The organism is Streptomyces sp. URMC 124 (genome assembly GCF_051386455.1).
In the GTDB taxonomy this organism is placed as follows: domain Bacteria; phylum Actinomycetota; class Actinomycetes; order Streptomycetales; family Streptomycetaceae; genus Streptomyces.
Genome location: NZ_JBPQTS010000023.1, coordinates 26,957 through 50,660, shown reverse-complemented (window position 1 = coordinate 50,660; position 23,704 = coordinate 26,957). Strand labels below are relative to the sequence as shown.

Here is a 23,704-nt window from a genome sequence, read left to right as displayed (position 1 = left end):
ACGTACCTGCCCGTTCCCGCGCGTTCCTGCCCGGGCCGGCTCTGCGGGCCCGAGGCCGCAGGGCCGCCGCCGTAGGCACCGCGCCGCGCCCCACCTACCCTGTCCCGCATGACCGCCGTGCCCGAGAGCCCCGAGTCCGCCCCCTCCGGCTTATCCCCGGAGCAGGGAAGAGCCGCCGTCCCGCCCGACCGCGCCGCCGTCCAGCGCCGTACGGTCAACGTCCTCATGGCCGCCCAGGTCTTCATCGGGATCGGCATGGGGGCCGTCATCTCGTCCGGAAGCCTGCTCGTGGAGCGGCTCACCGGATCGCAGGCCGCCGCCGGCTTCGCCACCACCCTGGTCACCCTCGGCGCCGCCATGCTCTCCGTCCCGCTCGCGGCGCTCTCCCGGGCCCGCGGCCGCCGCGCCGGGCTCGGCACCGGCACGCTGATCGCCGCGGCGGGCTCGCTGGTCGTCCTCGTGGCCGCCCCGCTCGGCTGGGTGCCGCTCGCCTTCCTGGGGCTCCTCCTGGTCGGCGCGGGGACGGCCGCGAACCTGCAGTCCCGGTTCGCGGCGACCGACCTCGCGGAGGCCGGCGGGCGGGCCCGAGCCCTGTCCCTGGTCGTCTGGTCGGTGACGATCGGTGCCGTCCTCGGCCCCAACCTGAGCGGACCGGGCGCCGTCGTCGCCCGTGCCCTCGGGCTGCCCGAGGAGGCGGGCTCCTTCGTCTTCTCCTGCGTGGCCTACCTCCTCGGCTGGGCCCTCATCCACACCCGGCTGCGCCCCGACCCGATGCTCCTCGCCGCCCGCCTGAACCCGGGCGAAACGCCCGAGCCGGGGGCCCGCTTCCTTACCCGAATGAGCGGCGCCCTGCGACACGTGGCCGCATCACCCTCGGCGCTGACGGGGCTCGTCGCCCTGGTCCTCGGCCATGCCGTGATGGTGTCGGTGATGACGATGACACCGGTGCACCTCGCTCACCACGGGGCATCACTGAGCGTCGTCGGCTTCACCATCAGCCTGCACATCGCAGGCATGTACGCGTTCTCGCCTCTGGTGGGCCGGGCGGCCGACCGGTTCGGCAGGGTACCGGTGATCCTGGCCGGGCAGGTCGTCTACGTCGCCGCGACGCTCCTCGCCGGCACGGCGGGCGACCGCCGGTGGGCGGTGACGGCCGGGCTGTTCCTGCTGGGCATCGGATGGTCGTGCGCGACGGTCGCGGCGTCCACGCTGCTGAGCGAATCGGTGGACGCGGCGCACCGGGCCGAGGTGCAGGGGGCTTCCGACATGCTCATGGGCCTGGTCGGGGCGGCCGGTGGGGCGCTGTCGGGGGCGTTCGTCGCCATGAGCGGCTACGGCGGCCTGAACGCCGCCGCGGCCGTCCTCGTCGTGCCGGTCAGCGGATGCGCGCTGTACTTCGGCTTGCGAAAGCGCTAGTCGCCGCGTTCGGTGGCGCTAGTCACTGCGTTCGGCCCGGCTCCGGGCGGAAAGCCCGCTTTTGAGCCCGCCGCAGCGGCGATCAGCCACTGCGGCGGAGACCGGCGGAGACCGGCGGAGACCGGCGGAGACCGGCGGAGACCGGCGGTGCCGAACCGCCTGGGGGGAGGGGCCCGAACCCCGAGGGCCGCCCCTAACCCCCGAACGCGCTGGACGCCGTCAGGCGCAGCGCCGTGTCGATCAGCGGCACGTGGCTGAACGCCTGCGGGAAGTTCCCCACCTGGCGCTGCAGCCGCGGGTCCCACTCCTCCGCCAGCAGACCCAGGTCGTTGCGCAGCCCCAGCAGCTTTTCGAACAGCTGCCGCGCCTCGTCGACGCGGCCGATCATGGCCAGGTCGTCCGCGAGCCAGAAGGAGCAGGCCAGGAACGCCCCCTCGTCACCCTCCAGGCCGTCCACGCCGGCCTCCTCGCCCGCCGTGGGGTAGCGCAGCACGAAGCCGTCCGGCGTCGACAGCTCCCGCTGGATCGCCTCGATCGTGCCGATCACGCGCTTGTCGTCGGGCGGCAGGAAGCCCATCTGCGGAATCAGCAGCAGGGAGGCGTCCAGCTCCTTCGACCCGTAGGACTGGGTGAAGGTGTTGCGCTCCTTGTCGTACCCCTTCTCGCACACGTCCCGGTGGATGTCGTCGCGCAGCTCGCGCCACCGCTCCAGCGGCCCGTCCACGTCACCGGACTCGATGAGCTTGATGGTGCGGTCGACGGCCACCCAGGCCATCACCTTGGAGTGCACGAAGTGGCGGCGCGGGCCGCGCACCTCCCAGATGCCCTCGTCCGGCTCGGTCCAGTGGTCCTCGAGGTAGCCGATCAGGCGCAGCTGCAGCAGCGAGGCGTAGTCGTTGCGGGCGAGGCCCGTCATGTGGGCCAGGTGGAGCGCCTCGGTGACCTCGCCGTAGACGTCCAGCTGGAGCTGGTCGGCCGCGCCGTTGCCGACCCGGACCGGCGTGGAGTTCTCGTAGCCGGGCAGCCAGGGCAGCTCGGCCTCGCCCAGCTCGCGCTCGCCGGCGATGCCGTACATGATCTGCAGGTTCTCCGGGTCGCCCGCGACGGCGCGCAGCAGCCACTCGCGCCAGGCGCGGGCCTCCTCGCGGTAGCCGGTGCGCAGCAGGGAGGAGAGGGTGATCGCCGCGTCGCGCAGCCAGGTGTAGCGGTAGTCCCAGTTGCGGACGCCGCCGATCTCCTCCGGCAGCGAGGTGGTGGGCGCGGCCACGATCCCGCCGGTGGGGGCGTAGGTGAGGGCCTTCAGCGTGATCAGGGAGCGGACCACGGCGTCCCGGTAGGGCCCGTGGTACGTACAGTGCTCGACCCACTCGCGCCAGAACTCCTCCGTGGCCTCCAGCGAGCCCTCCGGGTCGGGCAGGGCCGGCGGCTCGCCGTGCGAGGGCTGCCAGCTGATGGTGAAGGCGACGCGCTCACCGGGGGAGACGGTGAAGTCGGAGTACGTGGTGAGGTCCTTGCCGAAGGTGTCGGCGGTGGTGTCGAGCCACACCGAGTCGGGGCCCGCGACGGCCACCGTGCGGTCGCCCACCTTGTGCACCCAGGGCACGACCCGGCCGTAGGAGAAGCGCATGCGCAGCGCGGAGCGCATCTGCACCCGCCCGCTGACGCCCTCCACGATCCGGATCAGCTGGGGCGCGCCGTCGCGCGGCGGCATGAAGTCGATGACGCGCACCGTGCCGCGCGGGGTGTCCCACTCGGATTCGAGCACGAGGGAGTCCCCCCGGTAGCGGCGGCGGTCCGCGGGCGGCGGCGCCGCGCCCGAGGGGTGCGCGGGGCCGACCCGCCAGAAGCCGTGTTCCTCCGTGCCGAGCAGACCGGCGAACGCGGCATGGGAATCGAATCGGGGGAGGCACAGCCAGTCGGCCGTGCCGTCCCGGCAGACAAGGGCGGCGGTCTGCATATCGCCGATGAGTGCGTAATCCTCGATACGCCCGGCCACGTCATCTCCAGTCGAACGGCGCCACATGACCCCGGAGGGGTCCTCTTGCGGTCAAGCGATCTTTAGACGAGCTCTGTTCCGGAATGGTGCGTCTCCCCTGGGGAGCACCTCCAGCGGTAGCTGGGGGAGGTGGCTGGGGGAGGGCGGGATGATGCCGTGCCGGCCGGCTCGCTGCATGTGTCCGAGCAGGATACGACGCGGAGTTGGTGCGACGCGCGACGGTTGGAGGACGAATCTGAGCCGAATGGGTGGCCTGTGACAGGGCCGCCACGCAGGGCCACGCAGCGGCCCCGGACGCGTCACCGGGCGCGGCCGGGCCGGGGCGCTGATACCCTGGTACCCCGTGGACCGGTGGGCGCAAGACCCCCCAACCGCAGCGACGGCACCCCCGAAAACTCCGGGTGGGCGCCGGTACGCACCCTCCACTCGCGACCACGGGAGCCCCCCTTTGGCCATTGCCGCAAAGCCCACGACGACCAAGCACCTCTTCGTCACGGGGGGTGTCGCCTCCTCGCTCGGCAAGGGACTGACGGCCTCCAGCCTGGGCGCGCTGCTCAAGGCCCGGGGTCTGCGGGTCACGATGCAGAAGCTCGACCCCTACCTCAACGTAGACCCGGGCACGATGAACCCCTTCCAGCACGGTGAGGTGTTTGTCACCAACGACGGCGCCGAGACCGACCTGGACATCGGTCACTACGAGCGCTTCCTCGACGTCGACCTCGACGGCAGTGCGAACGTCACCACCGGCCAGGTGTACTCCTCGGTGATCGCCAAGGAGCGGCGCGGCGAGTACCTGGGCGACACCGTGCAGGTCATCCCGCACATCACCAACGAGATCAAGCACCGCATCCGCCGGATGGCGACCGACGACGTCGACGTCGTGATCACCGAGGTCGGCGGCACGGTGGGCGACATCGAGTCGCTGCCGTTCCTGGAGACGGTTCGTCAGGTCCGTCACGAGGTCGGCCGGGACAACGTCTTCGTCGTCCACATCTCCCTGCTGCCCTACATCGGCCCCTCGGGCGAGCTGAAGACCAAGCCGACCCAGCACTCGGTGGCCGCCCTGCGCAACATCGGCATCCAGCCCGACGCGATCGTGCTGCGCGCCGACCGCGAGGTGCCCACCGCCATCAAGCGCAAGATCTCGCTGATGTGCGACGTCGACGAGGCCGCCGTGGTCGCCGCGATCGACGCCCCGTCGATCTACGACATCCCGAAGGTCCTGCACACCGAGGGCCTGGACGCCTACGTCGTGCGCAAGCTGGACCTGCCCTTCCGCGACGTGAACTGGACCCAGTGGGAGGACCTGCTGGACCGCGTCCACAACCCCTCGCACGAGGTCACGGTCGCGCTCGTCGGCAAGTACATCGACCTGCCCGACGCCTACCTGTCGGTGACCGAGGCCATCCGCGCGGGCGGCTTCGCCAACCGCGCCAAGGTCAAGGTCAAGTGGGTCGCCTCCGACGACTGCAAGACCCCCGCCGGCGCCGCCGCCCAGCTCGGCGACGTCGACGCCATCTGCGTCCCCGGCGGCTTCGGCGACCGCGGCGTGAACGGCAAGGTCGGCGCGATCACCTACGCCCGCGAGAACAAGGTGCCGCTGCTGGGCCTGTGCCTGGGCCTGCAGTGCGTGGTCATCGAGGCCGCCCGCAACCTGGCCGGCATCGAGGGCGCGAACTCCACCGAGTTCGACCCGGCCACCGCCAACCCGGTCATCTCCACCATGGCCGAGCAGCTGGACATCGTCGCCGGTGAGGGCGACATGGGCGGAACGATGCGCCTGGGCATGTACCCGGCCAAGCTCGCCGAGGGCTCCATCGTCCGCGAGGTCTACGACGACCAGCCCTACGTGGAGGAGCGCCACCGTCACCGCTACGAGGTGAACAACTCCTACCGCGCGGAGCTGGAGAAGGCCGGCCTGGTCTTCTCGGGCACCTCCCCGGACAACAAGCTGGTGGAGTACGTGGAGTACCCCCGCGAGGTCCACCCCTACCTGGTGGCCACGCAGGCCCACCCGGAGCTGCGCTCCCGCCCGACCCGCCCGCACCCGCTCTTCGCGGGCCTGGTGAAGGCGGCCGTCGAGCGGCAGCAGGGCTGACCTATACGGTTGACCGGGGTGAAGGTTTCCGCACGGAGGCCTTCACCCCGGTTTCCGTATTTCTGGAGGACGCACATGGGCATCAAGGACACCGCCGCCGAGTGGCAGGTCAAGGCGAGCGAGACCCCCTTCACCGGCAACAAGACCAGCGTCCGCACGGACGAGGTGGTCATGCCCGACGGGACCGTCGTCAAGCGCGACTACCAGGTGCACCCCGGCTCCGTCGCCGTCCTCGCCCTGGACGAGGAGGGCCGCGTGCTGGTCCTCAGCCAGTACCGCCACCCCGTCCGGCAGAAGCTGTGGGAGATCCCCGCCGGTCTGCTGGACGTGCCCGGCGAGAACCCCCTGCACGCCGCCCAGCGCGAGCTGTACGAGGAGGCCCACGTCAAGGCCGGGGACTGGCGGGTGCTGACCGACGTCTACACCACCCCCGGCGGCTGCGACGAGGCCGTGCGGATCTTCCTGGCCCGCGAGATCTCCGACGTCGAGGGCGAGCGCTTCGAGGTGGAGCACGAGGAGCTCGACATGGAGCTGGACCGGGTGCCGCTCCAGGACCTGGTGCGGGGCGTCCTCGCGGGCGAGCTGCACAACAACTGCCTGGTCGTCGGCGTCCTCTCGCTGGCCGCGGCGCTGGCGGGCGAAGGGGTGGACGCGCTTCGCCCGGCGGATGCGCCCTGGCCCGCGCGGCCTTTCGCGGCGTAGCCGCCTCCTTCGGCGGGGGTTTCCGTCCGACGGCGAGAGGTGCTTACCCGACCATCAGGAGAACCGAATAGGTGATCTTCTGCAGCGACGGCCGGGACTCACCGGGTCGTGCCGGGCCGTGAACTAGGCTCGTCGCGTGCTCGACCGCGGCCGCGGCGGGCTCGTGCGTGGCAGGTGGACGGGAGTGTGCCCCGTGGCGGAGCGGGCGGTGGAGACCGGCGGCGGGACGGCGGCGGTGCCGCCGGGGCGGCGGCTGACCGTTCCGGCAGCGGGTGCCCCGGCCCGCGCAGCGGCCTTCGCGCTGCCCGGGTTCGTAGGGCGCCGCCGGGAGCTGGAGGAGCTGCGCGCCGACATCGTGCGCGCGGGCCTGGACACCCTGGCCGGCCGCAAGAGCGGGCGCGGCCGGGTCCTGCTCATCGCCGGGCGGCCCGGCTCCGGTCGTACGGCCCTGGCCGAGGAACTCGCCGGGCAGCTCGCGGGCCGCTATCCCGACGGCGTGCTGCGCGCCCGGCTCACCGAGACCGACGGCTCGCCCGTCCCCACCGAGCGGACCGCCCGCGCCCTGCTGGCCGCGCTCGGCGAGCCCGTCCCGCCGGGGGCGGAGGAGGACGAGCTGACGCAGGCGGTGCGCACCGCGCTGCGGGGGCGCCGGGCGCTGCTGGTGCTCGACGACGCCGCGGGCGCCGAGCAGGTCGACCCGCTGCTGCCGGACAAGTCCGAGTGCCTGGTGGTGGCCGTCTCGCGCGGCCCGCTGACCGGCGTGCCCGACGTGCGGCCGTGCACCCTGGGCGGCCTGGACACGGCGTCCGCCGTCGAGCTCCTGGAGCGTTACGCGGGCCCGACGCGCATCACGTGCGACCCGGCCGCCGCGCAGGCGGTGGTGGAGGAGTGCGGCGGGCAGCCCGCGGCGCTCGTGCTGGTGGGCGGCTGGCTCGCCGCCCTGTCCAAGCTGTCCGTGGTCGACGCGGTCACCCGGCTGCGGGAGCTGCCGTCCGGCGAGGCCCTGGACGTCGCGGGGCGCTCGCTCTCCCGCGCCTTCCGGCTCGCCCACGAGGCGCTGGCGCCTCCCTCCGCCCGCATCCTGCGGCTGCTGGCGCTGGCCCCGGCCGGCACCGTCGACGCCCACACCGCCTCCGCGCTGGCCGGCTGCTCGGTGGCCGCCGCGCAGACCGCCCTGGAGGACTTCGAGGCCCGCGGCCTGCTGCGGCCCGAGCACGACAGCGGCTCGCTGCCCCCGCAGTACCGGGTGCCGGGCTGTCTGACGGGCCTGCTGCGGGAGCTGATGCTCGCTCAGGAGCGTCCGGCCGAGATCGAGCTGGCCCGGGCGCGGATGCTGGAGCGCACGGTCCGTCAGCTGCACTCGTGCCGGGCGGCCACCCGCACCGACGACCCGCTGACCCGCAAGCGGCTGGCCGAGCTGCCCAGGCCCCTGCGGTTCGCCTCGCCGCAGGCCGCCGCCGAGTGGCTGCGCCGCCGGCTGCCGGCGCTGCTGGCGGCCGCCCGGCTGGCCGTGCAGGACGGGCGGCTCGACACCCTCGCCCGGCGGCTGGTGTCCGCGCTGACCCGGGCCCTGACGGCCCACTTCGGCGCCGAGGAGGCGGGCCCGGAGCTCTACGGCCTCCACCAGCTCGTGCTGGACGTGGCGCAGCGCTGCGAGATGCCGCTGGAGAAGGCGGCGGCCCTGCTGAACCTGGGCGACCTGGACGCCCGCGCCGGCCGGGTCCCCGGCGCCCTCGGCCGCTACCGGGAGGCGCTGGACGCGGCGCGTCAGGCGGGTGACCCGTACGCGATCAGCCGTTCCCTGGAGTCCATCGCGGCCTCGTACCACGAGCTGGGGGACTGGCAGCGCGCCCTCGACTGGTACGGGCGGGCGCTGGAGCTGCGCCTGACGCGCGGTGAACTGGCGGACGAGGCCCGGCTGTACGGGCGGCTGGGCGCGGTGCGCGCCTACGCCGGGCAGTGGAACGAGGCGCTGCGCGACTGGCGGGCGGCCGCGGCCGCGTACCGCCGGCTGCGGGACCTGCCGGGGCACGCCCGGGCCCTCACCGAGATCGCCCGGGTGCAGGAGTACGCGGGCCGGCCGCAGGAGGCGCTGCGCACCTGCCGGGAGGCCGTGGAGTGCGCCCGGCAGGCGGGCGACGACCGGCTGCGGGCCGCGGTGCTGCTGCGGCTGGCGGACGCTCTGGAGCGGCTCGGGGATCCCGGGACCGCAGGTGAGCACCGTGCCGCGGCCGCGGAGCTGCTGGCTGCGGGCCCCGACGGGCCCTCCGCCGGGGCCGGTGGCGCCATAGCGGCGGTGCCCGCGCCCACCGAAGCTGAGGGTTACCTACGAAATCAGTAGTGGTCCCCAAAAAAATTGGCCCTTTGCAAGGCTAGACAGCGCAGGATCCTTCATTAGACTGGTTGGGCCGCGATCGACGCGGTCTGCTCTGGTGTGCCCCGGCATTTCCGGATTAGCCTGTAATTCTCTGATTCAAGGACCGTGATCGACGTGAAGGTCGGCATCCCCCGCGAGGTCAAGAACAACGAGTTCCGCGTGGCCATCACGCCCGCCGGCGTGCATGAGCTCGTGCGCAACGGCCACCAGGTCTTCGTCGAGAAGAACGCCGGTGTGGGCTCCTCCATCACCGACGCCGAGTACGTCGCGGCCGGCGCCGCGATCCTGGACACGGCCGACGAGGTCTGGGCCACCGCCGACCTGCTGCTGAAGGTCAAGGAGCCGATCGCGGAGGAGTACCACCGCCTCCGCAAGGGTCAGACCCTCTTCACCTACCTGCACCTGGCCGCCTCCCGCGAGTGCACCGACGCCCTGCTGCAGTCCGGCACCACGGCGATCGCCTACGAGACGGTCGAGCTCGCCAACCGCGCGCTGCCGCTGCTCGCCCCGATGTCCGAGGTCGCGGGCCGCCTGGCCCCGCAGGTCGGCGCCTACCACCTGATGCGCTCGGCCGGCGGCCGCGGCGTCCTGCCGGGCGGCGTCCCGGGCACGGCGGCCGGCAAGGCCGTCGTCATCGGCGGCGGCGTCTCCGGCTGGAACGCCGCGCAGATCGCCGTCGGCATGGGCTTCCACGTGACCCTGCTCGACCGCGACATCAACAAGCTCCGCGAGGCGGACAAGGTCTTCGGCACCAAGGTGCAGACGATCGTCTCCAACGCCTTCGAGCTGGAGAAGGCCGTCGTCGAGGCCGACCTCGTCATCGGCGCCGTCCTCATCCCGGGCGCCAAGGCCCCGAAGCTGGTCACCAACGAGCTCGTCGCCAAGATGAAGCCCGGAAGTGTACTTGTCGACATTGCGATCGACCAGGGCGGCTGCTTCGAGGACTCGCGTCCGACCACCCACGCCGAGCCGACCTTCGAGGTCCACAACTCGGTCTTCTACTGCGTCGCCAACATGCCGGGCGCGGTGCCGAACACCTCCACCTACGCGCTGACCAACGCCACGCTGCCCTACATCGTGGAGCTGGCCAACCGCGGCTGGCAGGAGGCGCTGAGCCGCGACGCCGCGCTCGCCAAGGGCCTCAACACCCACGAGGGACAGGTCGTTTACGGCCCCGTCGCCGAGGCGCACGGCCTGCCGTTCGTCGAACTGAGCACCCTGCTCGGCTGAGTCGTCAACACGACACGCCAAGAGCGCACCCCCGGCCGGGCCTTGTTCAGCAAGGCCCGGCCGGGGTCGTTTCCGCCCAGTTTGCGAGCGCTTTCGACACCCGGTCACCCACCCGCGAAACTTCCCAGATGTGGGCCGCAGACCCTTGACAGAAGCCTGTTCGATTGCCGACACATCGTGCCGTCTCCGGCGGATTGTGTTGCTGCGAACCGCCGACACGCCATAGAGTCGCCAACCGTCGGCATGGTGCAACGCTGACCTATCTAGATGTTTCCTGGTCACCAAGGAGGTAGGACGACTTGTGAATGAGTCGACATTTGCTCCCGGGGGTGGTCACCCAGGAATGTCTGCGCAGGGCCAGAGTCCCACGGGACTCGAAGCTGTCGGCTCCGTCGCTGTCCACACCTTCGCGGCACACCAGAACATCCAGAGCACACCGACAGCCCACCAGAGCATGGACGGCCATCACGTGAACGCCATGGCCGGCGACCGGGGCGGGGTCGATCCCGCGCGGCTCGCCGACTACGAGGACGTGCCCGACGGGCACTTCTACGACCCCGACGCGGAGTACGAGCCCGACCCCGAGTACGCGGCCACCCTCGCGCCCGACGCTGCCCGCCAGCGCCGCGAGCGCATCGGGCCCACCGGGCGTCCCCTGCCGTACTTCCCCATCCCCGGACCGCTGACCGACCACGGCCCCGCGAAGATCATCGCGATGTGCAACCAGAAGGGCGGGGTCGGCAAGACCACCTCGACCATCAACCTGGGTGCCGCCCTGGCCGAGTACGGACGCCGGGTGCTGCTCGTCGACTTCGACCCGCAGGGCGCGCTCTCCGTCGGCCTCGGCGTCAACCCGATGGAGCTGGACCTGACGGTCTACAACCTGCTCATGGAGCGGGGCATGTCGGCCGACGAGGTCCTCCTCAAGACGGCCGTGCCCAACATGGACCTGCTGCCCAGCAATATCGATTTGTCTGCCGCCGAGGTCCAGCTCGTCAGCGAGGTGGCCCGCGAGTCGACGCTGCAGCGCGCGCTGAAGCCGCTGCTCGCCGACTACGACTACATCGTCATCGACTGCCAGCCCTCGCTCGGCCTGCTCACCGTCAACGCCCTGACGGCCGCTCACAAGGTGATCGTCCCGCTGGAGTGCGAATTCTTCGCGCTGCGCGGTGTGGCGCTGCTCACCGAGACGATCGAGAAGGTCCAGGAGCGGCTCAACCCCGAGCTGGAGCTCGACGGCATCCTCGCCACCATGTACGACTCGCGGACGGTGCACAGCCGCGAGGTCCTCGCGCGGGTGGTCGAGGCCTTCGACGATCACGTCTACCACACCGTCATCGGCCGTACGGTCCGCTTCCCCGAGACCACGGTCGCGGGCGAGCCGATCACCACGTACGCGTCCAACTCCGTGGGTGCCGCCGCCTACCGCCAGCTCGCCAGGGAGGTGCTCGCCCGGTGTCACGCCGAGTGAGTCTGCCCGGCGCCGACGAACTGTTCCGCACCACCGGGGGGTCGGGTCTGCAGTCCTCCTCCCCCCGCCGGCAGGCGAACGGCGAGGGCTCCCCGCGGGTGCCCGGCCCGGCCGGTGACTCCGAGACGACGCCCGAAGGCCCCGCCGGCACGGGCGGCGAGCCCGGAGGCCGCGCCGCCGCGGGCGAGCGGGAGAACGGCCCCGAGCGCCGCCCCGCGCCCGCCCAGGAGCGCCCCGTGGGCGCCGGCCGGGCCGCGGGCCAGAACGAGGCCGCGGCGCCCGCTCAGGGCCGCCGCCGGGGACGCGGGGCGGGCCGCCGGCCCAGCGGCCGCGAGCGCCACGACGAGAAGATCACGGTCTACGTCTCCGCCGAGGAGCTCATGGACCTGGAACACGCGCGCCTGGTGCTGCGCGGTGAGCACGGGCTCGCGGTCGACCGCGGCAGGATCGTGCGGGAGGCCGTCGCGGTCGTCCTCGCCGACCTGGAGTCGCGGGGCGACGCGAGCATCCTCGTACGGCGCCTGCGCGGCCGCTGAGCGGTTCCCCTGCGCTAGCCTCGCTAGCCTCTGCCGTGACCGCGCCCCCGCGCGCCGTCGTACGGCCCGTTCCGCCCCTCACCCTGGATCTCCGATGCCCGCAGCCGCCTCCTCTCCGGCCCGTCGCCCCCTCGGCCGCGGCCCGGCCGGCCGGCCGCATCCGCAGCCGCCCGCCGGCGGCGAGGGCCGGCAGGAGGACCGGCGGGAGGACGGGCGGGAGGAGGCCGTGCCGGCCGCCGCCGCACCGGAGACCCCCGCCGGAGGCGACGCGCGGTTCACCGTCCGCCTGGAGAACTTCGAAGGCCCCTTCGACCTTCTGCTGCAGCTGATCGCCAAGCACAAGCTGGACGTCACCGAGGTCGCCCTGTCCAAGGTCACCGACGAGTTCATGGCGCACCTGCGCGCCATGGGCCCCGGCTTCGACCTGGACCAGACCACCGAGTTCCTCGTCGTCGCCGCGACCCTGCTCGACCTCAAGGCGGCCCGCCTGCTGCCCGCCGCCGACGTGGAGGACGAGGCCGACCTCGCCCTCCTGGAGGCGCGCGACCTGCTCTTCGCCCGCCTCCTGCAGTACCGGGCGTACAAGCGGGTCGCGGAGATCTTCAGCGGCCGGCTGGACGAGGAGGCGCGGCGCTTCCCCCGTACCGTCGGCCTGGAGCCGCACCACGCGGAGCTGCTGCCCGAGGTCGTCCTCGGTATCGGACCCGAGCGCCTGGCCGAGCTGGCCGTCAAGGCCATGCGGCCCAAGCCCGCGCCGCAGGTGTACGTCGACCACATCCACGCGCCGCTCGTCAGCGTCCGCGAACAGGCCGGGGTCGTCGTGGCCCGGCTGCGGGCGGCGGGCCGGGTCAGCTTCGGGGAGCTGGCCGGCGACGCCCCCGACACCCTGACCGTCGTCGCCCGCTTCCTGGCGCTGCTGGAGCTCTACCGCGAGCGCGTGGTCGCCCTGGACCAGGACGAGGCCCTCGGCGAGCTGGCGGTGCGCTGGACGGGCGAGGAAGGGGCGGAACCGCTGGTGACGGACGAGTTCGACCGGGCGCCGGAGACCGAGCCGGAGGAGAGTGCACCGTGAGCGCAGCGACGTACGAGGGCGAAGAGGTGCCCGCGGGGGCGTGCGGTGTCTCCGCGCTCGGCCTCAAGCCCGCCCTGGAGGCCGTCCTCATGGTGGTGGACGAGCCGGCCGGCGAGGAGCACCTCGCCAAGGTCCTGCAGCGCCCCCGCCGCGAGATCGCCGCGGCCCTCGCCGAGCTGGCCGGGGAGTACGACGCCCAGGGCCGCGGCTTCGAGCTGCGGCAGGTCGCCGGGGGCTGGCGCTTCTTCACCCGGGCGGCCTACGCGGACGCCGTCGAGGCGTTCGTCCTCGACGGCCAGCAGGCACGCCTCACCCAGGCCGCTCTGGAGACCCTCGCCGTCGTCGCGTACCGTCAGCCGGTCAGCCGATCGAAGGTCTCGGCGGTGCGCGGCGTGAACTGCGACGGGGTCATGCGCACCCTCCTCCAGCGAGGTCTGGTGGAGGAGGCGGGGACGGAACCCGAAACAGGTGCGATCCTGTACAGGACGACGAACTACTTTCTGGAGCGCATGGGCCTGCGCGGCCTGGACGAGCTCCCGGAGCTCGCGCCCTTCCTCCCCGAGGCGGAGGCGATCGAGGGCGACACTCAGGAAGGTGTGCCGTCGTTCGATCCGGACGCACCGGACACCGAAGCGGACGACAAGACGGAACTTTGATGCGAAGCAGCGGCAGGAACAGCGGAAGCGGCAACCGGGACGACCGGGGCGGTCGAGGACGTCCGGCGTCCGGGGGCGGGCGCGCGGGCGGCGGCCGTTCCGGCGGCGGTCGTGCGGGCGGCAGCTGGTCGGGCGGGCGTCCCGAGGGCGGCCGCTCGGGGGGCGCGCGCGACGACAGGCAGCAGGAGCGTCCGCGCCGGCCGCGCCCGGAGGAGCGCCGTTACGACGTCGGCCCCGACGCCGAGCGCACCCGCGGCGGCGCCACCAGCGGCCGTACCACCGGTCCCACCAGCGGCCGGGGCGAGTCGGCCCGCGGCGGCGCCAAGGGCGGCCCGCGGCGCAGCAGCGCGGCCGGCGGCCGCGGCGGTGCGCCGGGCCGCGGGCAGCGGTCCGCGCCGTCCCGCCCGCGCGAGCTCGACGCCAAGATCGAGGAGCGCAACCGCGAGCGGCACAACAAGCCGCAGGTCAAGCTCCCCAAGACGTTCGGCGAGCAGGAGGGCGAGCGCCTGCAGAAGGTGCTGGCCCGGGCCGGCATGGGCTCCCGCCGCGCCTGCGAGGAGCTGATCGAGCAGGCCCGCGTCGAGGTCAACGGGCAGATCGTCACCGAGCAGGGCCTGCGGGTCGACCCCGAGAAGGACGAGATCAAGGTCGACGGCCTGACCGTCGCCACCCAGTCCTACCTGTTCTTCGCGCTCAACAAGCCGGCCGGCGTCGTCTCCACCATGGAGGACCCCGACGGCCGCCAGTGCCTCGGCGACTACGTCACCAACCGCGAGACCCGGCTCTTCCACGTCGGCCGCCTCGACACGGAGACCGAGGGCATCATCCTGCTCACCAACCACGGCGAGCTGGCCCACCGCCTGACGCACCCGCGCTACGGCGTGCAGAAGACCTACCTCGCCGCCATCACCGGGCCGCTGCCGCGCGACATCGGCAAGCAGCTGAAGAACGGCATCGAGCTGGAGGACGGGTACGCCCGCGCGGACAACTTCCGCGTCATCCAGCAGACCGGCAAGAACTACCTGGTGGAGGTCACCCTCCACGAGGGCCGCAAGCACATCGTGCGGCGCATGCTCGCCGAGGCGGGCTTCCCGGTCGAGAAGCTGGTCCGCACCGCGTTCGGCCCGATCGCCCTGGGCGACCAGAAGTCGGGCTGGCTCCGCCGCCTGACCAACACCGAGGTCGGCATGCTGATGCGCGAGGTCGACCTCTAATCACACAGGCGGCCGCGGCGTGCACACTGGCCGCATGAGTGATCAAGCCATACGTCCCGGAGCCGCTCGGCTCCGGGACGCCGGTCTGCCGGCCATCGACCTCTCGTCCCTCCTCGCCGGGCAGACGGTCGTGTTCGCCACCGTCTCCGGTGCGCACCTCTACGGCTTCCCGTCCCGGGACTCCGACGTCGACCTGCGGGGCGCGCACCTGCTCCCGGTCGCCGATCTGATCGGCCTGAGGGAGGGCGAGGAGACCCGTACGCGGATGGGCGACCACGACGGCGTCGAGACGGACCTCGTCACGCACGACCTGCGGAAGTTCGCCCGCCTGATGCTCCGCCGCAACGGCTACGTCCTGGAGCAGCTCCTCTCGCCGCTCGTCGTGCACACCACCGGCGTCCACGCCGAGCTGACCGCCTTGACCCCGGGCCTGCTCACCCGTAACCACGCCCACCACTACCGGGGTTTCGCCGTCACCCAGTGGCGGCTGTTCGGCAAGCAGGGCGCGCAGGGCGAGCTCAAGCCGCTTCTCTACACGCTGCGCGTCCTGCTCACCGGCATCCATCTGATGCGCAGCGGCGAGGTCGTCGCCCACCTCCCCACGCTCGCCGGCCTGGCCGAGGCCCCGGCCTACGTGGCCGAGCTGATCGCCGCCAAGGCGGAGGCCGAGCACGGTCCGGTCCGGGACCTGGTGGACGCCGCCCGGCTGCGGGAGGACGTCGAGAGGCTGCACGCCGCGCTGGACGACGCCCAGGCCGCCTCCCGGCTGCCGGAGCAGCCGTCCCGGGAGGCTCACGACGCCCTGCACGAGCTCGTCGTGCGGGTGCGGCTGTCCGGCTAGGTCGCCGAGGCGCGGCGTACGCGTATCAGGAAGTCCTCGACGCGGGCGTGGTCCGGCCGCTCGGGGAGGGGGCTCGTGCGGGCCGCTTCGGCGGCCTCCTCGGTCAGCCGGGTCAGCCGGGCCTCCACCTCGGGCCAGGGCACCTCGCCCCGCCGCACGGCCAGCAGCGGCTCGCGCATCCCGCCCACGTCGAGCACGAGCGATCCCGTGCGCAGCAGGTCGCGGCCGCACATCAGCAGCCGCAGCGCGTGCATGACGGGCTTCCAGCGCCGCGGCGCACCGTGCGCCCGCACGTCCGCCGCGAACTTCCTGCGCTGGCCCGCCGCGTAGCCGGCGTACGTCTCGTGGACCCTGCGGGAGAGGAACGCCTCCCGCAGGGACAGCAGCTCGCGCCCCGTGGCGTCGGCGTGCTCGACGAGCGGGGAGTGCAGGCACTCCAGGATGTTCGGGTTGCCGCGCAGCGCCAGCTCGCAGAAGCGCTCCAGCTCCCAGGAGAACTGCTCCTCGGCGGGCCCCTCCACGTGCGGCGGCGGCTTCTCGAAGCCCCAGAACAGGGGCGTCGGCGCCACGTACACACCCCGCCGGTCCGTATCGCTCGTGTCCGTGGCCAGCCCGAAGGCGCGCGAGCCCATCACGCACGCGTAGACGGAGTGCTCCGTCACCAGCGAGACCGGGGACAGGGGCGTCACGACCACACCGCCAGGCCCGTCGCGCGGCCGCCCTCGTCGCGCTGGATCTCCATCATGCCCTCGACCGCGTCGCGGTTGATGCGCCCGAAGACGTGCGGGAACCGGGTGCCCGGGTCGACGCCGGGCGGCGGGGCCGGGTCGGCGGCCTCCCAGCGGACCAGGACGTCCAGCTTGTGCTCGTCGATCAGGAGGACCATCAGCGGGCCGGGCACGTCCCGGTAGAAGGCCGTGGCCACGGCGAGCGTCGTCTCCTCGTCGGGGGAGCAGTGGACGAAGCCGTCCTCGGAGAGGGAGGCGGGGGAGTACGGGCGGTCGGGTACGGCCAGCCAGTCGTCCAGGGGCACCACGTGGTAGATCATGTGCACGGTTGTACCGGACACGGGCCCGGCAGTCCCGCAGGGCGCCCTCCCCGGGTGCCGCAGGCCGCCCGCCCCGCACGCCCGCCGCAGCGCTGGATAGGCTTGCCGGGCCCGCCGTCCGTCACGCTCCACGCACCTCGCAAGGACTCTCAGTGAGAACCGCCCTCGTCATCGGCACCGGACTGATCGGCACCTCCGCCGCGCTCGCCCTCGTGAGCCGCGGGGTCCACGTCCACCTCAGGGACCATGACCCGGACGCGGCGCGGACGGCCGCGGCCCGTGGCGCCGGCACGGACCAGGCGCCCGAGGGCCCGGTCGACCTGGTGATCGTCGCGGTGCCGCCGGCCCACGTCGCGGCCACGCTCGCCGGGGCCATCCGGGACGGCCTCGGCCGCGGCTACGTCGACGTCGCGAGCGTCAAGGGCGGCCCGCGGCGCGAGCTGGAGGCGCTCGGCGCCGACCTCTCCGGCTACCTCGGCACGCACCCGATGGCCGGCCGCGAGCGCTCCGGCCCCATGGCCGCCACCGCCGACCTCTTTGAGGGCCGGCCGTGGGTGCTCACGCCCACCCGCGACACCGACACCGAGGTCCTCAACCTCGCCCTCGAGGTCGTCGCGCTGTGCCGCGCGGTCCCCGTCGTCATGGACGCCGACGAGCACGACCGGGCCGTCGCCCTCGTCTCGCACACCCCGCACCTGCTCTCCAGCATGGTCGCCGCCCGCCTGGAGGAGGCGGACGAGACGGCCGTGCGCCTGTGCGGGCAGGGCATCCGGGACGTGACCCGGATCGCCGCCTCCGACCCGAGGCTGTGGGTCGAGATCCTCTCGGCCAACCCCGGCCCCGTCGCCGACATCCTCGCGGCCGTCGCCGCCGATCTCGACGAGACCGTGCGGGCCCTGCGCTCCCTTCAGGCCGCGGACGACGGCAAGCGCGACGAGGGCGCCGCCGGCCTGGAGGACGTGCTGCGCCGCGGCAACGCCGGCCGCAGCCGGGTCCCGGGCAAGCACGGGGCGGCCCCCGCCGCGTACGAGACCGTCTCCGTCCTCATCGGCGACCAGCCCGGCGAGCTCGCCCGGATCTTCGCCGACGCGGGCCGGGCCGGCGTGAACATCGAGGACGTCCGCATCGAGCACGCGACGGGCCAGCAGGCGGGCCTGATCCAGCTCATGGTCGAGCCGGGCGCGGTGGCGTCCTTGAGCGCCGCGCTGCGCGACCAGGGCTGGTCGCTGCGCCAGTAGGCGAGGGCGCGGGCGGGCGCCCTCGCCGGTGCCCGCGCCCGCCGGGCCGATGCCGCTCCCGCGAGCCAGTAACCTTGTCGGAGGCTGATAAAAGCCGCCCGTACTCCCACCCCGTGCACAAGGAAGGTGTCTGACACCGTGGAAACCGCCGCCCGGACCGCTCCGGCAGCAGTCATCGTCGGCATCGACGGCCCCTCCGGCACGGGCAAGTCCAGCACGTCCAAGGCCGTCGCGGCCAAGCTCGGCCTGCGCTACCTGGACACCGGCGCGCAGTACCGCGCGATCACCTGGTGGATGCTGAGCAACGGCATCGACGTGAACGACGCCGCGGCCGTCGCCGACGCCGCGGGCAAGCCCGAGATCATCTCCGGCACGGACCCGTCCGCGCCGACGATCACGGTCGACGGCGCCGACGCCGCCGGTCCCATCCGCACCCAGGAGGTCACCTCCGCGGTCAGCGCCGTCAGCGCCGTCCCGGAGGTGCGCACGCGCCTGACCGAGCTGCAGCGGTCCATCGCCGCCGAAGCGCCGGCCGGCATCGTCGTCGAGGGCCGTGACATCGGCACCACCGTGCTGCCCGACGCCGACCTGAAGATCTTCCTGACGGCGTCCGCCGAGGCCCGTGCCGCCCGCCGCAGCGGCGAGCTGAAGGGCAAGGAGGCCACCGACCTGGCCGCCACCCAGGCCGCCCTGATCAAGCGGGACGCCGCCGACTCCGGCCGGAAGACCTCGCCGCTGGCCAAGGCCGGCGACGCGGTCGAGGTCGATACGACGGAGCTGACCCTGGAGCAGGTCATCGAGTGTGTCGTGACCCTGATCGAGGAGAAGCGGGCGGCGTGACCGCGTCCCCCGGGGGTGCCGCCGTCGGCCGGCGGATCGGCATAGGCCTGATGTACGGGCTGTGGAAGCCGCGCGTGCTGGGCGCCTGGCGGGTGCCCGCCGCGGGGCCGGTCATCCTGGCCGTGAACCACTCCCACAACATCGACGGACCGATGCTGATGGGCACCGCGCCCCGGCCGGTGCACTTCCTGATCAAGAAGGAGGCGTTCGTCGGCCCCCTCGGCCCGTTCCTGGAAGGGATCGGCCAGCTGAAGGTGGACCGCACGAGCGCCGACCGCGCCGCGATCACGGAGGCCCTCGGCGTCCTGGAGCGCGGCGGGGTGCTGGGGATCTTCCCCGAGGGCACCCGCGGCGAGGGCGACTTCGCCTCGCTGCGCGCCGGCCTCGCCTACTTCGCGGTGCGGTCGGGGGCGCGGATCGTGCCGGTGGCGGTGCTCGGCAGCGCCGAGCGCCGAAGCCGCCTGGTGCGGGGCCTGCCGCCGCTGCGCGGCCGCGTCGACGTCGTCTTCGGGGACGCCTTCGAGGCCGGTGACGGCAGCGGGCGGCGCACGCGCAAGGCGCTGGACGAGGCGACCGTCCGCATCCAGGAGCGGCTGAGCGCGCACCTGGCGGACGCCAAGCGGCTGACCGGCCGCTGAACGAGACTTAGTAGCGGGCCCGCGGGTCCGCCGACCATACGAACGAGGAACGGACTTCATGAACGACCAGATCCACGGCGACGAGCACGGTGAGCTTGGCGACGCCGAGTACGCGGAGTTCATGGAGCTCGCGGCGCAGGAGGGCTTCGAGGCCGAGGAGATCGAGGGCGCCCTCGGGGAGGCGGGCCACGGCCCGCTGCCCGTGCTCGCCGTCGTCGGCCGCCCGAACGTCGGCAAGTCGACCCTGGTGAACCGCATCATCGGCCGCCGCGAGGCCGTCGTCGAGGACCGCCCGGGCGTCACCCGCGACCGCGTCACCTACGAGGCCGAGTGGGCGGGCCGCCGCTTCAAGGTCGTCGACACCGGCGGCTGGGAGCAGGACGTCCTCGGCATCGACGCGTCCGTCGCCGCGCAGGCCGAGTACGCGATCGACGCCGCCGACGCGGTCGTCTTCGTCGTGGACGCCACCGTCGGCGCCACCGACACCGACGAGGCCGTCGTCAAGCTGCTGCGCCGGGCCGGCAAGCCCGTCGTGCTGTGCGCCAACAAGGTCGACGGCCCCTCCGGCGAGGCCGACGCCGCCATGCTGTGGTCGCTGGGCCTGGGCGAGCCGATGCCGGTCTCCGCGCTGCACGGCCGCGGCACCGGCGACATGCTGGACGAGGTCCTCAAGGCCCTGCCCGAGGCCCCGGCCCAGCGCTTCGGCGCCGCCGTGGGCGGCCCGCGCCGCATCGCCCTGATCGGCCGCCCGAACGTCGGCAAGTCCTCGCTGCTCAACAAGGTGGCCGGCGAGGAGCGCGTCGTCGTCAACGAGCTCGCGGGCACCACCCGTGACCCGGTCGACGAGCTGATCGAGCTCGGCGGCGTGACCTGGAAGTTCGTGGACACCGCGGGCATCCGCAAGCGCGTCCACCTCCAGGAGGGCGCGGACTACTACGCCTCCCTGCGCACCGCCGCCGCGGTCGAGAAGGCCGAGGTGGCGGTCATCCTGATCGACGCGAGCGAGACCATCTCGGTGCAGGACCAGCGCATCGTCACCATGGCCGTCGAGGCCGGCCGCGCGATCGTCATCGCGTACAACAAGTGGGACACCCTCGACGAGGAGCGCCGCTACTACCTCGAGCGCGAGATCGAGACCGAGTTCCAGCAGATCGCGTGGGCGCCGCGGGTCAACGTCTCGGCGCAGACCGGCCGGCACATGGAGAAGCTCGTCCCGGCGATCGAGACGGCGCTGGCGGGCTGGGAGACGCGCGTGCCGACCGGGCGGCTGAACGCCTTCCTCGGCGAGCTCGTCGCGGCCCACCCGCACCCGATCCGCGGCGGCAAGCAGCCCCGCATCCTCTTCGGCACCCAGGCCGGCACCAAGCCCCCCCGCTTCGTGCTCTTCGCCTCCGGCTTCATCGAGGCCGGCTACCGCCGCTTCGTGGAGCGCCGCCTGCGCGAGGAGTTCGGCTTCGAGGGCACCCCGATCCACATCTCGGTGCGGGTGCGTGAGAAGCGCGGGCGTAAGAAGTAGGACGTCGCGGGCGTCAGAAGGCAGACGTGAGGGGCTGCGGGGCCGTACGGCCCAGCCCCTCGGTCGTCAGTAGCCGCGCATGCCGCCCGTAAGGCGTGTCCCACGCGGGGTTGTAGCCCGAGTGGACGTGATAGCCCAGCTGGCCGGCGTAGCCCTGCTGCCCGCCGTACTGCCCGTAGCCGAGCTGCGGACCGAAGCCCACGAACCTCAGTTCCTCCTCGCCCGAGCGGTCGAAGGGGAGCGCCCGGAACGAGCGGCGGTACTCGGAGTAGAGCGCGTCGTAGATCGGGGTCACCGAGACGGGGTGGCTCTGCGGGGTGGCTTCGCGGGATGGGCGCATGCCGGGGATGTGGTTCGGGTACGGAATCCGCGGGGCAGGCTCGTATGAGTGCACATACGAGCCAACGAGTCCGTGGCCCGGGGGATGCGGGCCCGGCCGGTAATGGGCCGCCGGAGCGTAGCGGACGGGGTGCACGGCGTCCGTCACGTACCCGCGAGCGGCATGGTCGCGGCAACGAGCCGCCCGGCGGCGGCGGCCCGGTCCAGCGCCTCGCGCAGCAGGTCCTCGCGCGGCTGGGAGCCGATCGTGCCGACGGGCGCCGCGAAGACCAGCACCCGCTTCGTCTTGTTCACGGCCGCCCGCCACTCGGGCGCCACCTGCATGGCCTGGTGGGCCTGCCACCACGCGCTGGGCTGGGCGCCGGCGACGCCCGGCATCAGGATCGCGTGCAGCTGGCCCATGGCCAGCAGCACCGACCAGCCCGGCGTGGACGGCGGCACCTGCTCGACGGTGGCGACGGGCGCGAAGCCCTGCTCGATCAGGAGGGGCAGGAAGACGTCGACCGGGCCGTTCGTGCCCGGGCGGGCGATCGGCCCGAGCGGCTCGACGACCAGCGCCGGGTGCAGGTCGCCGCCGATCAGCACCAGGCCGCTGGTCACGCCCAGCTCGGCCTGGACGGGGCCGTCGGGCGCGGCGGTGAGCGACGGCATGGCGGCGGGGGCCGGCAGCCGGGGCGCGGCCGCCTGGTCGCCGTCGCCCTGGATGGAGCGCACGGCGCCCTGCAGCTGTTCCTCGGAGACCGCGACGACCTGGGAGGGGATGCAGGCGGCGTGGGCGAAGGCCAGCACGGCCGTCTCCTCGCCGACGAAGAGCACGGTGCTGGTGCGCTCGCGGTCCGTGTCGCCGGGCGTGCGGCAGGAGGTGCAGTCGTAGCTGCCCGGGGCGTTGTCACCGCCCAGCAGTCGTTCGGCCTCTTCGTCGCCGATCTCGGCGCGGACGTCGTCACTGACGTCGAGCATGCGCGGCACGGGTGGCTCCTAGATATCGGTGCGTATCACACGGGGGTTCCCGGTTCGTAAGAGCACAACGGGCGATCCGTGGCAGGGGTCACGCGTAACGAGTTGGTGATCAGGGCCAACCTCATGCGCCCCACCACGGTCTAATCTCTGGGTAGGCGGGCTGGATGGAATGTCCGCGGCAACCGGCTGGGGACGAATGCACATCTCATTCCTGATTCACAACGCGTACGGCATCGGCGGGACGATCCGGACCACGTTCAACCTCGCGAGCACCCTCGCCGAGCAGCACGACGTGGAGATCGTCTCCGTCTTCCGGCACCGGGAGGAGCCGGTGTTCGCACCGGGCGGCAAGGTGCGTCTGCGCCACCTGGTGGACCTGCGCAAGGGCACCCCGGGCTACGAGGGGGACGACCCCGAGTACGAGCGCCCGGCCACGGTCTTCCCCGCCACGGAGGGCCGCTACAAGCAGTACAGCGCCCTGACCGACCGCCGGATCGCCGAGCACCTGCGCACCCTGGACTGCGACGTGGTCGTCGGCACCCGCCCCGGCCTCAACGTGCACATCGCCCAGCAGGCCCGCCGCGGCCCGGTGCGGGTCGGCCAGGAGCACCTGACGCTGAGCACCCACTCCCAGCCGCTCAAGCTGACGCTGCGCACGCACTACCCGCGGCTGGACGCCGTCACGACCGTCACCGAGGCCGACGCCGCGACCTACCGCAAGCTGATGCGGCTGCCCGGAGTGCGGGTGGAGGCCGTGCCCAACAGCATCCCCGCCCCGGCCGTGGCCCCCGCCGACGGCAGCGGCAAGTGGGTGGTCGCCGCCGGCCGGCTCGCCCCCGCCAAGCGCTACGACGTGCTGATCCGCGCCTTCGAGAAGGTCGTGGCCGAGCGGCCCGACTGGAAGCTGCGGATCTACGGCGCGGGTGCCGAGCGCGCCAAGCTGCGCGCCCTGATCGACAAGCGCGGCCTGTACAACCACGTCTTCCTCATGGGCCCCGCCAACCCGCTGGACCCCGAGTGGGTCAAGGGCTCCATCGGCGCCGTCACCTCCAGCCTGGAGTCCTTCGGCATGACCATCGTCGAGGCGATGCGCTGCGGCCTGCCGGTGGTCTCCACCGACTGCCCGCACGGCCCCGGCGAGATCATCTCCGACGGCGTGGACGGCCTGCTGGTGCCGGTCGGCAAGGTCGACAAGATCGCCGCGGGTCTGCTGAAGCTGATCAACGACGACGAGCTGCGGCAGCGGATGGGCCGGGCGGCGCTCGAGAGCTCCGCCCGCTTCGACCCGGCGCGGGTCGCCGGGCGCTACGAGCAGCTCTTCGGCGACCTGGCCGCCCGCGGCTCCCTGCGCGGCTCGCTGCACCGCACCCGCGGCGCCCTGCTCAGCAGCGCGTTCAAGACCTCGGACGCGAGCCGCTCCGCCCTGCGCCGGGCGCGTGCCGCATGACGCCCGAGACCGGTAAACCCTCCGTGCCCGCGAACGCCGCCGGATCCGGCGGCTCCACCACCCCTGAGG

20 protein-coding genes and 1 pseudogene are annotated in these 23,704 nt (G+C 73.1%); 16 read left to right on the top strand and 5 right to left on the bottom strand.

Annotated elements, in window-relative coordinates; translation table 11 throughout:
* Nucleotides 1-108: 108 nt before the first annotated feature.
* Nucleotides 109-1,416 (top strand): MFS transporter, encoded by a 1,308-nt coding sequence (locus tag ACSNOG_RS07315; protein WP_436751721.1) that lies wholly within the window; start codon nt 109-111, stop codon nt 1,414-1,416.
* A 193-nt stretch (nt 1,417-1,609) separates the two neighbouring features.
* On the opposite strand, the gene ACSNOG_RS07310 is transcribed toward ACSNOG_RS07315, so the two are convergent.
* The gene (locus ACSNOG_RS07310; RefSeq protein WP_436751720.1) at nt 1,610-3,412 is read right to left on the bottom strand and encodes a glycoside hydrolase family 15 protein; all 1,803 of its coding nucleotides are present in this window, start codon (nt 3,410-3,412) and stop codon (nt 1,610-1,612) included.
* Between the two features lie 448 nt (nt 3,413-3,860).
* On the opposite strand from ACSNOG_RS07310, the gene ACSNOG_RS07305 reads away from it, so the two are divergent.
* The 10 genes from ACSNOG_RS07305 to ACSNOG_RS07260 all read left to right on the top strand — a co-directional run bounded on the left by ACSNOG_RS07305 (nt 3,861) and on the right by ACSNOG_RS07260 (nt 15,609).
* Nucleotides 3,861-5,510, top strand: coding sequence for a CTP synthase (locus ACSNOG_RS07305; protein WP_382047898.1), 1,650 nt, complete (start codon nt 3,861-3,863; stop codon nt 5,508-5,510).
* A gap of 75 nt (nt 5,511-5,585) precedes the next feature.
* Entirely contained in the window at nt 5,586-6,212 is a 627-nt protein-coding gene (locus tag ACSNOG_RS07300; protein ID WP_436751719.1) for an NUDIX domain-containing protein, read from the top strand.
* Between the two features lie 253 nt (nt 6,213-6,465).
* A complete protein-coding gene (locus tag ACSNOG_RS07295; RefSeq protein WP_436751729.1) occupies nt 6,466-8,553 on the top strand; it encodes a tetratricopeptide repeat protein in 2,088 nt (695 codons plus the stop codon).
* A 150-nt stretch (nt 8,554-8,703) separates the two neighbouring features.
* Nucleotides 8,704-9,819: an alanine dehydrogenase gene (gene ald, locus ACSNOG_RS07290; protein ID WP_436751728.1), complete on the top strand. Its 1,116-nt coding sequence runs from the start codon at nt 8,704-8,706 to the stop codon at nt 9,817-9,819.
* 343 nt (nt 9,820-10,162) lie between these two features.
* On the top strand, nt 10,163-11,290 hold the full coding sequence (locus ACSNOG_RS07285; protein WP_168093328.1) for a ParA family protein: 1,128 nt from the start codon (nt 10,163-10,165) through the stop codon (nt 11,288-11,290).
* Nucleotides 11,275-11,826, top strand: a complete 552-nt coding sequence (locus tag ACSNOG_RS07280; RefSeq protein ID WP_436751718.1) for a hypothetical protein — start codon at nt 11,275-11,277, stop codon at nt 11,824-11,826. Before ACSNOG_RS07285 ends, ACSNOG_RS07280 begins: the two co-directional genes overlap by 16 nt.
* 94 nt (nt 11,827-11,920) lie before the next feature.
* A complete protein-coding gene (locus ACSNOG_RS07275) occupies nt 11,921-12,898 on the top strand; it encodes a segregation and condensation protein A (RefSeq protein ID WP_436751717.1) in 978 nt (325 codons plus the stop codon).
* On the top strand, nt 12,895-13,554 hold the full coding sequence (gene scpB, locus ACSNOG_RS07270) for an SMC-Scp complex subunit ScpB (RefSeq protein WP_436751716.1): 660 nt from the start codon (nt 12,895-12,897) through the stop codon (nt 13,552-13,554). The genes ACSNOG_RS07275 and scpB overlap by 4 nt, the downstream gene beginning before the upstream one ends.
* A complete protein-coding gene (locus ACSNOG_RS07265; RefSeq protein ID WP_436751715.1) occupies nt 13,554-14,768 on the top strand; it encodes a pseudouridine synthase in 1,215 nt (404 codons plus the stop codon). The genes scpB and ACSNOG_RS07265 overlap by 1 nt, the downstream gene beginning before the upstream one ends.
* A 34-nt stretch (nt 14,769-14,802) precedes the next feature.
* Nucleotides 14,803-15,609, top strand: a complete 807-nt coding sequence (locus tag ACSNOG_RS07260; protein WP_436751714.1) for a nucleotidyltransferase domain-containing protein — start codon at nt 14,803-14,805, stop codon at nt 15,607-15,609.
* On the opposite strand, the pseudogene ACSNOG_RS07255 reads toward ACSNOG_RS07260, so the two are convergent.
* Both ACSNOG_RS07255 and ACSNOG_RS07250 read right to left on the bottom strand, forming a co-directional pair.
* A pseudogene (locus tag ACSNOG_RS07255) lies at nt 15,562-16,289 on the bottom strand (nucleotidyltransferase domain-containing protein); the annotation flags it as partial. The gene ACSNOG_RS07260 and the pseudogene ACSNOG_RS07255 sit on opposite strands and share 48 nt — an antisense overlap.
* 5 nt (nt 16,290-16,294) lie before the next feature.
* On the bottom strand, nt 16,295-16,657 hold the full coding sequence (locus tag ACSNOG_RS07250; protein WP_436751713.1) for a DUF952 domain-containing protein: 363 nt from the start codon (nt 16,655-16,657) through the stop codon (nt 16,295-16,297).
* A 152-nt stretch (nt 16,658-16,809) separates the two neighbouring features.
* Between ACSNOG_RS07250 and ACSNOG_RS07245 the strand changes: the two genes are divergently transcribed.
* The 4 genes from ACSNOG_RS07245 (at nt 16,810) to der (ending at nt 20,889) form a co-directional block, all read left to right on the top strand.
* Nucleotides 16,810-17,895: a prephenate dehydrogenase gene (locus ACSNOG_RS07245; protein ID WP_436751712.1), complete on the top strand. Its 1,086-nt coding sequence runs from the start codon at nt 16,810-16,812 to the stop codon at nt 17,893-17,895.
* A 126-nt stretch (nt 17,896-18,021) separates the two neighbouring features.
* Entirely contained in the window at nt 18,022-18,735 is a 714-nt protein-coding gene (gene cmk / locus ACSNOG_RS07240) for a (d)CMP kinase (RefSeq protein ID WP_436751711.1), read from the top strand.
* 50 nt (nt 18,736-18,785) lie between these two features.
* The gene (locus ACSNOG_RS07235; protein WP_436751727.1) at nt 18,786-19,373 is read left to right on the top strand and encodes a lysophospholipid acyltransferase family protein; all 588 of its coding nucleotides are present in this window, start codon (nt 18,786-18,788) and stop codon (nt 19,371-19,373) included.
* A 58-nt stretch (nt 19,374-19,431) separates the two neighbouring features.
* Nucleotides 19,432-20,889, top strand: a complete 1,458-nt coding sequence (gene der, locus ACSNOG_RS07230) for a ribosome biogenesis GTPase Der (RefSeq protein WP_436751710.1) — start codon at nt 19,432-19,434, stop codon at nt 20,887-20,889.
* 13 nt (nt 20,890-20,902) lie between these two features.
* On the opposite strand, the gene ACSNOG_RS07225 is transcribed toward der, so the two are convergent.
* Both ACSNOG_RS07225 and ACSNOG_RS07220 read right to left on the bottom strand, forming a co-directional pair.
* Nucleotides 20,903-21,229, bottom strand: a complete 327-nt coding sequence (locus ACSNOG_RS07225; protein ID WP_436751709.1) for a hypothetical protein — start codon at nt 21,227-21,229, stop codon at nt 20,903-20,905.
* Between the two features lie 143 nt (nt 21,230-21,372).
* Nucleotides 21,373-22,188: a hypothetical protein gene (locus tag ACSNOG_RS07220; protein WP_436751726.1), complete on the bottom strand. Its 816-nt coding sequence runs from the start codon at nt 22,186-22,188 to the stop codon at nt 21,373-21,375.
* 196 nt (nt 22,189-22,384) lie between these two features.
* Here ACSNOG_RS07220 and ACSNOG_RS07215 point away from each other — a divergent pair, with 196 nt between their 5' ends.
* The gene (locus tag ACSNOG_RS07215; protein WP_436751708.1) at nt 22,385-23,635 is read left to right on the top strand and encodes a glycosyltransferase family 4 protein; all 1,251 of its coding nucleotides are present in this window, start codon (nt 22,385-22,387) and stop codon (nt 23,633-23,635) included.
* Nucleotides 23,636-23,704 lie beyond the last annotated feature (69 nt).